The following is a 12073-nucleotide window of genomic DNA, read 5'->3' as shown; positions in this document are numbered from 1 at the left end:
GATGGAACGGCGCTCTTGGAAATTCTTCGAACGAATCGAGAGCTTGATAGTCGTCGTTCTGATGCTCTTGCTGACGCTGGCTATTGGAGGTGCCGTGGTGGCTCTGATAGGCGCAATGTTTGGCTTGAGTTCGGTAAAGAATATTGGTGGTTCGATTGCGGGCCTAGGCGCGGTTGGGTTTTTTGGCTGGATGTTCGTTACCGGCAATCTTGCGGGCGCGCTTCTGGGGAGATCCCGTCAAGGATCGAGCGTCGAGAACAACAAGAACGCGAAAGTAGAGAATGATGCTTGAGATCAAGAACCTGCATGCCCGCATCGTCGATGACGGCACCGAAATCATCCGCGGCCTGAACCTGACGGTGAAGGCCGGCGAGGTCGCCGCGATCATGGGCCCGAATGGGTCGGGCAAATCGACGCTGTCCTATATCCTCGCCGGCCGTGAGGACTATGAGGTGACCGAGGGCGACATCCTCTACAACGGCCGGTCTATCCTCGAAATGGATCCGGCCGAGCGCGCCACGTCAGGCATTTTCCTCGCCTTCCAGTATCCGATGGAGATACCGGGCGTGGCGACGATGGAATTCCTGAAGGTGGCGATGAACGAGCAGCGCAAGGCGCGCGGCGAGGAGCCGCTGAAGATTCCGGAATTCCTGAAGCGGGTGAAGGAAGCCGCCGCCTCGCTCAGCATGGACATGGCGATGCTGAAGCGGCCGCTCAATGTCGGCTTCTCCGGCGGCGAGAAGAAGCGCGCCGAGATCCTGCAGATGAAGCTTTTGGAGCCAAAGCTCTGCGTGCTCGACGAGACCGATTCCGGCCTCGACATCGATGCGCTGAAAATCGTGTCCGATGGCGTCAACGCGCTGCGTTCGCCCGACCGCGCCTTCCTGGTCATCACCCACTACCAGCGCCTGCTCGAGCACATCGTGCCCGACAGCGTGCACGTACTCTACAAGGGCCAGGTCATCAAGTCGGGTGACAAGTCGCTGGCGCTCGACCTCGAAGCCAACGGCTATGCCGGCGTCATCGGCGAAGCCGCGTGAAATGGCAGAGGCAAGACTGATGAACATGCACGCACAACCGCAGCGGACGCCGGCCGAGACAGCGCTGATCGATGCGTTCGGGGACCGGCTGTCGCTGCTGCCGGGTGACGGCGCGGTGATGCTGAAGCGCGACGATGCCATCGAAGCGATCAAGCACGGCCTGCCGACGCGGCGCGTCGAATCCTGGCACTACACCGATCTGCGCCGGCTGTTGAATACGGTTCCGGATTTCGATCCGGCCGCCGCGGCGAAAGCCATTGCGCCAATCGTTGAAGGCTCGACGGTTCTGGCCATGCTGAACGGCGTGTCGAGCGCCAAGACGCCGGTCGTCGAGGGCGTGAGCGTCCAGCGCCTGTCGGAAAAGCTGACCGATGGCAGCATTGCGCCGGGCCTCGCCCCCTATGGCAGCGACGACGCTATCGGTGCGCTGAACACCGCCTTTGTCGCCGACGGTTATTTCATTGACATTGCCCACGGCGCCGAGCTGGAAAAGCCGCTCGAATTGCAGAATTTGCAGGCAGGCGGCCAGACCCATGTGCGTTTACCTGTACGCGTCGGCGCTGGAGCCAAAGCTGTTATCGTCGAACGTCAGGCAGGTGAGGGCGTGGCGCTGGTCAGCTCGGTGAGCCAGCTTGTGCTTGGCGAGGGCGCCGAGGTGACCTGGCTGATCGTGCAGGAGCAGCCGGACACGGCCACGCATCTGGCGCAGTTCAAGGCCCATATCGGCAAGAACGCGAAGCTGACGCTGTTCGTCATGAACGCCGGCGGGAGACTGGTGCGCCAGGAGATCGTGATCAAGACCACCGGCGAGGGCGCCGACTTCAAGTTGCGTGGCATCAACCTGTTGGCGGGCGACAGCCACACCGACGTCACCATGGTGCTCGACCACGCCGTGCCGCACACGACATCGACGGAAGTGATCCGCAATGTCGTCACCGGCAAGGCGCGCGGTGTCTTCCAGGGGCGCATCAACGTCCATCAATATGCGCAGAAGACCAACGCCAAGATGGCCTGCAACACGCTGCTTCTGTCGGACGATGGCGAGTTCTCGACCAAACCCGAACTCGAAATCTTCGCCGACGACGTCGTCTGCGGCCATGGCGCGACGGTCACCGAGATCGACCACGACCATCTGTTCTACCTGATGGCGCGCGGCGTCGACGAGAAGACCGCACGGGGCCTTCTGGTGAAAGCGTTCGTCGCCGAAGTGATCGAGGAGATGGATGACGAGACGATCGTCGAGGCGCTGGAAGCGCGGCTCGACGAATGGTTCGTGACACACGGATAAGCACTCTTCCCTTCCCCTTTGTGGGAGAAGGTGGATTGGCGCGAAGCGCCAAGACGGATGAGGGGTGCTGGACGAAACGCTGCCCTGGAGCGGCAAGGACTTCGAAATGGACCGGAAAGTCGAAACCATCCCCTACGACGTCGAGGCGATCCGCCGCGACTTTCCGATCCTGTCGCGGGAAGTCTATGGCAAGAAGCTGGTCTATCTCGACAATGGCGCTTCGGCGCAGAAACCGCAGGTGGTGCTCGATACGATCCAGCACGCCTATTCCCAGGAATATGCCAACGTCCATCGCGGCCTGCATTTCCTGTCCAATGCCGCGACCGATGCCTATGAGAAGGCGCGTGAGACGGTGCGCCGCTTCCTCAACGCGCCAAGCACGGAAAACATCGTCTTCACCTCGAATACGACGTCGGCGATCAACACGGTGGCTTATGGCTATGGCATGCCCAATATTGGCGAGGGCGACGAGATCGTGCTGTCGATCATGGAGCACCATTCCAATATCGTTCCCTGGCATTTTATACGCGAGCGCCAGGGCGCCAGGCTGGTCTGGGTGCCGGTCGACGATCTCGGTGTCTTCCACATCGAGGAATTCGAAAAGCGGCTGACCGACAGGACGAAGCTTGTCGCCATCACGCAGATGTCGAATGCGTTGGGCACGGTGACGCCGATCAAGGAGATCGTGCGCATCGCGCATGCGCGCGGCATTCCAGTGCTCGTCGACGGCAGCCAGAGCGCCGTGCATATGCCGATCGACGTCCAGGATCTCGATTGCGATTTCTTCGTCTTTACCGGCCACAAGGTCTATGGCCCCTCGGGCATCGGCGTTCTCTACGGCAAGAAGGACATTCTCGGGAGCATGCGCCCCTTCATGGGCGGTGGCGAGATGATCGAGGAGGTGACGGAAGACATCGTCACCTACAACGATCCGCCGCATCGTTTCGAGGCCGGCACGCCACCGATCGTGCAGGCGATCGGGCTGGGTGCCGCGCTCGACTACATGGACTCTGTCGGTCGGGAACGCATCGCCGCGCATGAGGAAGACCTCAAGAACTACGCCCATGAACGGCTGCGCGCCATCAACTCGCTGCGCATCTTCGGCGATGCGCCCGGCAAGGGCGCCATCATCTCCTTCGAGCTGCAGGGCATTCATGCCCATGACGTGTCGATGGTGATAGACAGGCAGGGCGTGGCAGTGCGCGCCGGCACCCATTGCGCCCAGCCGCTGTTGAAACGCTTTGGCGTAACCTCCACATGCAGGGCATCGTTCGGCATGTATAATACCAGGGCCGAAGTCGACGCTTTGGCCGAGGCGCTGGAAAGAGCGCGCAAATTTTTCGGGTGACGACCATGGATGATGTGAGCACCACTGCCGAAACCTCCCCGGAAGCCGGCGCCAACAGCGTCGTCTCGGCCTCGGCCATTCCCGCCGACGAACTGGCGCGGCTGACCGACGACATCGTTTCGGCGCTGAAGACCGTCTATGACCCGGAAATTCCGGCCGACATTTACGAACTTGGCCTCGTCTACAAGATCGACATCGAGGACGACCGCTCGGTCAAGATCGACATGACATTGACCGCGCCCGGCTGTCCGGTGGCCGGCGAAATGCCGGGCTGGGTCGAGAATGCGGTTGGGGCGGTCGAAGGCGTGTCCGGTGTGGAGGTCAACATGACCTTCGATCCGCCCTGGTCGCCCGACCGCATGTCGGAAGAGGCACAGGTGGCGGTTGGCTGGTACTAGCGTTGAGCCTGGCACACTTGCACCATGGATAAAACTTCACCATTTTAGGTGAGAATCATTCGGCAGGCCTTGAACCTGCACGGAATGGAGAAGGAAAAAGAATGGGACGCTTTGCCGTCATCACGATGACCGAAAAGGCCGCCGCGCGGGTGCGCGAGATCGTCGCCACACGCGAGAACGCGCATGGCATCCGCCTCGGCATCAAGAAGGGCGGCTGCGCCGGCATGGAATACACGGTCGACCTGGTGACCGAGCCCAATCCCAAGGACGACCACATCGAGCGCGATGGCGCGCACGTCTATGTCGCGCCGGAAGCGGCGCTGTTCCTGTTCGGCACGCAGATGGATTTCGAGCAGACGACGCTGCGCACGGGCTTCACCTTCCATAACCCGAACCAGAGCTCGGCCTGTGGCTGCGGCGAATCGGTCGAGCTGAAGCCGGCCGACCTGAAGGCGCTGGCAGAGGCGCGCGCCTCGGCCTAAAGCACTTCCTTCGCCCCGTTTACGGGGAGGTGAGGAATGGTCCGCGCAGCGGGCGAAAAGCCAAGTGCTTGGCTTTTTCGAATGACGAACGGCTCGAAGGGCCGGATGAGGGGCAGCGCCAGCCTCTCCAACATTTGCGCGGTCTGCTTGCCGGCATCTTCGCCCCGTAAGCGGGCGAAGAACGCTACTCGACCCACATCCCCGTCCGCTTGTGCCAGTCGGCGATCGATTCCTCGGGATAGACGTCGAACGTCTTGTCGCCCTTGCCGACATCGGGCTCTACCCAGTTCGCCTTGTATTTCAGCATCAGGTGCACCTTTTCAGGTGGTTTCGGCAGGTCGCTGTCGATCGCCGAGGCGAAGGGATGCACCAGATCCGGCCATGTCGGGTCGTAGAGCCACAACGCCGCCCCGCATTTGCGGCAGAAATTGCGTTCCCCCGTCGAGATTTCGCATTGCGGATGCTCGTCATCCTCGATCTCGGCCCGATAGACGCCGAGGCTTCTCTTGCCCCTGATGTTGAGCGTTTTGTAGTCGGCGCCGAGATTGATGGCAAACCCGCCGCCGCCTTGCTGCTTGCGGCAGATCGAGCAGTAGCAGAGCATGAACGGCACGGGCGTATGGCTTTCAACCTCGAAACGCACGGCATTACAGCGGCAGGACCCCTTGAGCAGAATCGGCATGATAAAAACTCCGACGAAATGTTCCCAGCCCGTCAGCATGATTTGGTTGCGCGATGACAATGTCAAATGCCGATGACATGATCGCGGCATGGACAATGAACGCATCGCTGAACTGTTCGAAGGCCTCGGCCCGGTCAGCATCCGCAGGCTATTCGGCGGCAAGGGCATCTATTTCGATGGCGTGATCGTCGCCATCGTGCTGCGCGGCGAATTGCTGCTCAAGGCCGACGAGCAAAGCGCGCCCGACTTCGAAGCCGCCGGTTGCCGGCAATGGACCTATACCGGTTCGCGCCACGGCAAGCTGGTCGCCATGCCTTATTGGAGCATTCCCGACAGCGCTTTTGACGACCCGGACGAAATGACGGTCTGGGCGCGCCGCGCCTATGAAGCGGGGCGGCGCGCGGGCAAATAACGGTCGCGGAACCTACAGCGCCCCCGCGATCTCGGCAGCCAGCCTTGCATTGTTTTCGACCAGCGCGATGTTGGTCTTCAGGCTCCGGCCGCCGGTGAGTTCCAGGATTTTTCCGAGCAGGAACGGCGTCACCGCCTTGCCGCTCACGTTGAGCGCCTCGGCCGCCTTCTGTGCTGCTTCGATATAGCCGACCATCTCTTCCGCCGGAATTTCATGATTTTCGGGCACCGGGTTGGCGATCAGCATGCCACCGCCGAGACCGAGCGCTGCCCGCGTCTTGTAGAAATGCGCGATGTCTTCCGGCTTGTGCAAGGTCAACGGGGCGCGGAACGGCGATTGCCGCGACCAGAAGGCCGGCATTGTCTCGCAGCCATGGCCAACCACGGGCACGCCGCGCGTTTCCAGCACCTCCAGCGTCTTTTCGATATCGAGGATGGCCTTGGCGCCGGCCGAGACGACGATGACCGGTGTGCGCGCCAACTCATCGAGGTCGGCCGAGATATCGAAACTCTTTTCCGCCCCCTTATGCACGCCGCCGATGCCGCCGGTGGCGAACACTTTTATCCCCACCATGTGCGCAGCGATCATGGTCGCGGCGACCGTGGTGCCGCCCGTGCGCCCTTGCGCGACGGCAAAGCCGAGGTCGGCGCGCGACAGCTTCATCGCATCGCCGGTCATGGCCAGCGATTCGCGCTCGCCGTCGGAAAGACCGATCTTGATGCGGCCGCCAACCACGGCGATCGTGGCGGGCACAGCACCGCCATCGCTGATGATCTTTTCGACATTGGCCGCCATGGCGCCATTGTCGGGGTAGGGCATGCCATGGGTGATGATGGTGCTCTCCAGCGCCACCATCGGGCGCCCGGCGGCCAGGGCTTGCGCCACGGGAGCATGGACATCGATGAAGGGGTGGGCGGTCTCTGGGGTCATCTCGAATCTCCAATCGCGGCGCATCCATCAGGACGCGTAAACATCACTGCGGCGCTATGAATTTGCCGGTCTCATGCCACTTCCCGCGCATCCGGCACAAGGGCCAGTGCTTCCGCGAAGCTTGCCGCGGTGAATTCGGGCACGGCGTTGGCGCTTTCGATGGCCAGCGTCGCCGCCGCAATGCCTTCGCGCAAGGCCTTGCGCAAGGGCAGACCGCGCAGCAGCGCCGCGACCGTCGCGCCCGCCAGCGCGTCGCCGGCGCCGGTGACATCGGCGACTTTCCTCGGGGCAGGCGGCAGGATCGAAAAAGCGCCTGTTTCATCAAAGCCCAGCACCGGCGCGCTGCCTGCCGTGACCACGCCGCTGGCAAGCCCGCTGCATCGCAACCCGTCGATCATTTCCCGCTCGGCGGCATTTGCATTGACGCCAGCCAGCACGACGGCCTCTCGCCGGTTCATGAAGAGCTGCGCCAGTTCGCCGAGCACCGGTATCAGCCGCGTCACCTTGGCCGGCGAAATGGCAATGGCGAAAACCGGCTTGCCGGCGGCGAGCGAGACCAGCCGCTCCAGAGCCGACGCCGGCAGATTGGCATCGCACAGGATGGCATCGGCATGGGCGACCACCTCCCGCACCTTGGAGCGCCTGATTTGCTTGGGAAACGCCAGGTCATAGAGCGCCATGTCGGCAAAGCCGACGATCAGCTCACCCTCGCGGTCGATCAGCGCCGTGTAACTCGGCGTGGTGCGGTCGAGGAACACTGCCGACAGGTCTGTAATGCCCGCTTCTCCTATAGCACGTAGAACGGTATCGCCCGCGGCATCGCCGCCACGCACGGACAGCAGCGAAGCCGAGACACCGCGGCGCACCGTGCTGCGCAGCGCGTTGAAGACGCCGCCACCGACGTCCTCGCGCATTGTGCCGGGATTGGACGCCGCCGGCACATACGGGCCAGCCACCTGGCCACGCCGATCGATATGGGCGCCGCCCACGGCCAATATCTTTGCGGATTTCACCATGGCGGCGATATGACCTTTGTTGTTGGCGCCGCACAAGCGCTACACTGCGCGACAGAGCTTCGCATGCAAGGCAGCGATTCGACGGATCGATACAATCAAGCCATCTGGCCCAACGCGGAGGACATTTCTGCCTCGGTCTGCGAGACAAAAAAAGAACAGATCAGGATATCTCTTGCTTTTCAACTGGTTGTCTCCCCTTGCCAAATGAGAACAAAAAAGGTACAAAATGACAGGGATTGCGGATTGTCCGGCCTTCATTGACGACCAAGGGGTGATGTATCATGGCTCAGAATACTTTGCGGCTTGTAGAGGATAAGGCAGTGGACAAATCAAAGGCTCTGGATGCGGCGCTGTCGCAAATCGAGCGGGCGTTCGGCAAGGGCTCGATCATGCGGCTCGGCGCCAACGAGCAGGTCGTCGAGATCGAAACGGTGCCGACCGGGTCGCTCGGCCTCGACATCGCGCTCGGCGTCGGCGGCCTGCCGCGCGGCCGCATCATCGAGATCTACGGGCCGGAAAGCTCGGGCAAGACGACGCTGGCGCTGCACACCGTGGCGGAAGCCCAGAAGAAGGGCGGCATCTGCGCTTTCGTCGATGCCGAGCATGCGCTCGATCCGGTCTATGCCCGCAAGCTCGGCGTCGATCTTGAAAACCTCCTGATTTCGCAGCCCGACACCGGCGAGCAGGCGCTGGAGATCTGCGACACGCTGGTGCGCTCCGGCGCCATTGACGTGCTGGTGGTCGATTCGGTGGCGGCGCTGACGCCGCGTGCCGAAATCGAAGGCGAGATGGGCGATTCGCTGCCCGGCCTGCAGGCCCGGCTGATGAGCCAGGCGCTGCGCAAGCTGACCGCTTCGATCTCGCGTTCCAACACCATGGTCATCTTCATCAATCAGATCCGTATGAAGATCGGCGTCATGTTCGGTTCGCCCGAAACCACCACGGGCGGCAACGCCTTGAAATTCTATGCATCGGTGCGCCTCGACATCCGCCGCATCGGCTCGGTCAAGGACCGCGACGAGGTCGTCGGCAATCAGACCCGCGTCAAGGTGGTCAAGAACAAGCTGGCGCCGCCCTTCAAGGTGGTCGAGTTCGACATCATGTATGGCGAGGGCGTGTCCAAGACCGGCGAACTGGTCGATCTTGGCGTCAAGGCCGGCGTGGTCGAAAAGTCGGGTGCCTGGTTCTCCTACAATTCGCAGCGCCTCGGCCAGGGCCGCGAGAATGCAAAACTGTTCCTGCGCGACAATCCCGACACCGCGCGCGAGATCGAACTGGCGCTCAGGCAGAACGCCGGATTGATCGCCGAGAAATTCCTTGAAAATGGTGGCTCTGAAGGTGGGGACGATGGTTTTGAGGACGAAGCCGGCGCGATGTAGGGCGATGGCCAGAGTTCGGCCATGAATTCAGCCTTTCACCTGATGCTTAAGTAACCGAGTTCTTTAGTACCGCGTTCCAAACCGCCGGCCTTCGCGCCGGCGGTTTCGTTTTGCGAGCCCGCCAAGCTCCTGGATTGGCCAATTCCGTGTTTCTGGACAGGGTCGGGCGTGCCCGCTAAAAGGCCAAGTCTATTTTCTAAGAAGCAGAGACCAGTTTCCGCCGGCTGTGCCGGCGGTTTTCGCGAAAAGGCAGCAGTCATGAGTGGCTTGAACGAGATCCGGTCGACATTTCTCGACTATTTCCGCAAGGAGGGCCATGAGGTCGTGGCCTCGAGCCCGCTCGTGCCGCGCAACGATCCGACCTTGATGTTCACCAATGCCGGCATGGTGCAGTTCAAGAACGTCTTCACCGGTTTGGAGAAGCGGACCTATTCGCGCGCCACCACCGCCCAGAAAAGCGTTCGCGCCGGCGGAAAGCACAATGACCTCGACAATGTCGGCTATACCGCGCGCCATCTGACCTTTTTCGAGATGCTCGGCAATTTCTCCTTCGGCGACTATTTCAAGGAGCGCGCCATCGAGCTTGCCTGGAACCTGATCACCCGAGAGTTCGGGCTGAAGAAGGACAAGCTGCTGGTCACCATCTATCATACGGACGACGAGGCGGCCGGCTTTTGGAAGAAGATCGCCGGGTTCTCGGACGATCGCATCATCCGCATCGCGACCTCGGACAATTTCTGGGCGATGGGCGACACCGGTCCCTGCGGGCCGTGCTCGGAAATCTTCATCGATCGTGGCGAGCACATCTGGGGTGGACCTCCCGGCAGTCCCGAGGAAGACGGCGATAGGTTCCTCGAATTCTGGAACCTGGTGTTCATGCAATACGAACAGGTGACGAAGGACGAGCGCATCGACCTGCCGCGCCCGTCGATCGACACCGGCATGGGCCTGGAGCGCATGGCCTCCATCCTGCAAGGGGTGGAAAGCGTCTTCGAGACCGACCTGTTCCGGCACCTGATCGATGCGGCGTCGTCCGCGCTTGGGCGGGCGCCGGACGCGGAAACGGTGGCGTCCTACCGCGTCATTGCGGATCACCTGCGCTCGTCCTCCTTCCTAGTGGCCGACGGCGTGCTGCCGTCGAACGAAGGCCGCGGCTATGTGCTGCGCCGCATCATGCGCCGTGCCATGCGCCATGCGCAGTTGCTCGGCGCCCGCGATCCGCTGATGTGGAGGCTGGTGCCGGCGCTGGTGCGCGAGATGGGCCAGGCCTATCCCGAGCTGGTGCGCGGCGAAGAGATGATTACCGAAACCTTGAAACTCGAGGAAACCCGCTTCCGCAAGACGCTGGTGCGCGGGCTTGGGCTGCTGTCGGAGGCGACAGAAAAGCTCCATGCCGGCGACATGCTCGACGGCGAGACGGCGTTCAAACTTTATGACACCTATGGCTTCCCGCTCGACCTGACGCAGGACGCGCTGCGGCAGCGCAATATCTCGGTCGATCTTGCCGGATTCACCGATGCGATGGAGCGGCAGAGGACTGAGGCGCGTGCACACTGGGCAGGCTCCGGGGAGGCCGCGACCGAGACGGTCTGGTTCCCGATCCGTGAGAAGACCGGTGCCACCGAATTCCTCGGCTATGAGACCGAACAGGCGGAGGGCCTAGTCCAGGCGCTGGTCAGGGACGGCAAGACCGTCGACAGCGCCACCAAAGGTGAAGCGATTGCCGTGGTCGTCAACCAGACGCCGTTCTATGCCGAATCCGGCGGCCAGATGGGCGACACCGGCGTTATCTCGGGCGAAGGCTTCGCGATCGAAATCTCCGATACGCAGAAGAAGGCGGATGGGCTGTTCGTACATATCGGCAAGGTGACGAATGGCACGGTCAAACCAGGTGCCGCCGTCGAGTTGAAGGTCGACCATAACAGGCGCTCCAAGCTGCGCGCGAACCATTCGGCGACGCATCTCATCCATGAGGCGCTGCGCGAAGTGCTGGGCACCCATGTCGCGCAGAAGGGCTCGCTGGTCGCGCCCGAGCGCCTGCGCTTCGATATCTCGCACAACAAGCCGATCTCGGCCGAGGAACTCGAAGAAGTCGAGCGCATGGCCAACGAAATCGTCGTGCAGAACGGCCCGGTGACCACGCGTCTGATGTCGGTCGATGACGCCATTGCCGAGGGCGCCATGGCGCTGTTCGGCGAGAAATATGGCGACGAGGTGCGCGTCGTGTCGATGGGCACGGGACTGCATGGCGCCAAGGCCAACCGGCCCTATTCGGTCGAGCTCTGCGGTGGCACGCATGTCAGGGCGACCGGCGATATCGGTCTGGTGCGCATCGTGTCGGACGGCGCGGTCGCTGCCGGCGTGCGCCGCATCGAAGCGTTGACGGGTGAAGCCGCGCGCAAGCATCTCGACGAGCAGGACCGGCGGCTGAAGACGGCGGCGGCAACGCTGAAGATTTCACCGGCCGACGTCCCGGCGCGTGTCGAGGCGCTGCTCGAGGAACGCAAGAAGCTTGAGAAGGAACTGACCGAAGCGCGCAAGAAACTGGCGCTGGGCGGCGGTGCGGCGGCTGGTGCGCCAGCTGAAAACGAAGTTGTCGCGGGCGTCGGCTTCCTCGGCAAGGCGGTATCCGGTGTTTCGCCGAAGGATCTGAAGCCGCTGGCCGATGCCGGCAAGACATCGCTGGGTTCGGGCGTCGTTGTCTTCGTGGGCGCCGGCGAGGACAACAAGGCGAGCGTCGTGGTTGCCGTGACCGATGACCTCGTCGGCCGCTTCAGTGCCGTAGACCTGGTGCGCGTGGCGTCCGCCGCATTGGGCGGGCAGGGCGGTGGCGGCCGGCCCGATATGGCTCAGGCCGGCGGCCCGGACGCGTCGAAGGCCAATGACGCGATCGCGGCGGTGAGGGCGGCGCTCGAAGCAGCATGATCGATTAAGGTTGGGCAATCGCTTCGGGGCGAATTGCTTTGTATTGAGGGGTGGCGCTGCCCCTCATCCGCCTGCCGGTATCCTTGTAACTTGTCGTTTGCCGAATCCGTTATGATGGCGGGAGCGGTGGCGGACGAGAGGCCGACGCATCTTTGGGCCATGAAGCCCGTGGG

The 12073-nt window shown here is 62.5% G+C and carries 12 protein-coding genes; 9 read left to right on the top strand and 3 right to left on the bottom strand.

Annotated elements, in window-relative coordinates; genetic code table 11:
- The first annotated feature begins 1 nt into the window (after nt 1).
- From FJ930_RS06120 to sufA, 6 genes are all read left to right on the top strand, one after another.
- The gene (locus FJ930_RS06120; protein ID WP_141835982.1) at nt 2–292 is read left to right on the top strand and encodes a hypothetical protein; all 291 of its coding nucleotides are present in this window, start codon (nt 2–4) and stop codon (nt 290–292) included.
- A complete protein-coding gene (gene sufC / locus FJ930_RS06115) occupies nt 285–1040 on the top strand; it encodes a Fe-S cluster assembly ATPase SufC (protein WP_141836501.1) in 756 nt (251 codons plus the stop codon). Before FJ930_RS06120 ends, sufC begins: the two co-directional genes overlap by 8 nt.
- A 19-nt stretch (nt 1041–1059) precedes the next feature.
- Nucleotides 1060–2328, top strand: a complete 1269-nt coding sequence (gene sufD / locus FJ930_RS06110) for a Fe-S cluster assembly protein SufD (protein WP_141835979.1) — start codon at nt 1060–1062, stop codon at nt 2326–2328.
- A 106-nt stretch (nt 2329–2434) separates the two neighbouring features.
- Entirely contained in the window at nt 2435–3676 is a 1242-nt protein-coding gene (locus FJ930_RS06105; protein ID WP_141836499.1) for a cysteine desulfurase, read from the top strand.
- A gap of 5 nt (nt 3677–3681) precedes the next feature.
- Nucleotides 3682–4074: an SUF system Fe-S cluster assembly protein gene (locus tag FJ930_RS06100; RefSeq protein WP_140738842.1), complete on the top strand. Its 393-nt coding sequence runs from the start codon at nt 3682–3684 to the stop codon at nt 4072–4074.
- Between the two features lie 101 nt (nt 4075–4175).
- On the top strand, nt 4176–4556 hold the full coding sequence (gene sufA, locus FJ930_RS06095; protein WP_141835977.1) for a Fe-S cluster assembly scaffold SufA: 381 nt from the start codon (nt 4176–4178) through the stop codon (nt 4554–4556).
- A 184-nt stretch (nt 4557–4740) separates the two neighbouring features.
- Here sufA and FJ930_RS06090 read toward each other — a convergent pair whose 3' ends face one another.
- Nucleotides 4741–5238 (bottom strand): GFA family protein, encoded by a 498-nt coding sequence (locus FJ930_RS06090; protein WP_141835974.1) that lies wholly within the window; start codon nt 5236–5238, stop codon nt 4741–4743.
- Nucleotides 5239–5326: 88 nt separating this feature from the next.
- On the opposite strand from FJ930_RS06090, the gene FJ930_RS06085 reads away from it, so the two are divergent.
- Nucleotides 5327–5650 carry a TfoX/Sxy family protein gene (locus FJ930_RS06085; RefSeq protein WP_140609417.1) on the top strand — a complete coding sequence of 108 codons (324 nt, stop codon included), beginning with the start codon at nt 5327–5329 and terminating at the stop codon, nt 5648–5650.
- 12 nt (nt 5651–5662) lie between these two features.
- Here the strand turns inward: FJ930_RS06085 and FJ930_RS06080 are convergent, their stop codons facing one another.
- Both FJ930_RS06080 and FJ930_RS06075 read right to left on the bottom strand, forming a co-directional pair.
- Entirely contained in the window at nt 5663–6580 is a 918-nt protein-coding gene (locus tag FJ930_RS06080) for a pseudouridine-5'-phosphate glycosidase (RefSeq protein ID WP_141835971.1), read from the bottom strand.
- Between the two features lie 71 nt (nt 6581–6651).
- Nucleotides 6652–7596 carry a carbohydrate kinase family protein gene (locus tag FJ930_RS06075; RefSeq protein WP_141835968.1) on the bottom strand — a complete coding sequence of 315 codons (945 nt, stop codon included), beginning with the start codon at nt 7594–7596 and terminating at the stop codon, nt 6652–6654.
- A gap of 281 nt (nt 7597–7877) precedes the next feature.
- Here FJ930_RS06075 and recA point away from each other — a divergent pair, with 281 nt between their 5' ends.
- Together recA and alaS are read left to right on the top strand one after the other, a co-directional pair.
- Nucleotides 7878–8975: a recombinase RecA gene (gene recA / locus FJ930_RS06070; protein ID WP_027028105.1), complete on the top strand. Its 1098-nt coding sequence runs from the start codon at nt 7878–7880 to the stop codon at nt 8973–8975.
- 258 nt (nt 8976–9233) lie between these two features.
- Nucleotides 9234–11900 (top strand): alanine--tRNA ligase, encoded by a 2667-nt coding sequence (gene alaS / locus FJ930_RS06065; protein ID WP_141835966.1) that lies wholly within the window; start codon nt 9234–9236, stop codon nt 11898–11900.
- The last annotated feature ends 173 nt before the right edge of the window (nt 11901–12073 follow it).

It is taken from the genome of Mesorhizobium sp. B2-4-15 (assembly GCF_006658505.1).
GTDB lineage: Bacteria > Pseudomonadota > Alphaproteobacteria > Rhizobiales > Rhizobiaceae > Mesorhizobium.
The sequence above is the reverse complement of the archived record's forward strand: the minus strand, read 5'-3'. Positions and strand labels throughout refer to the sequence as shown.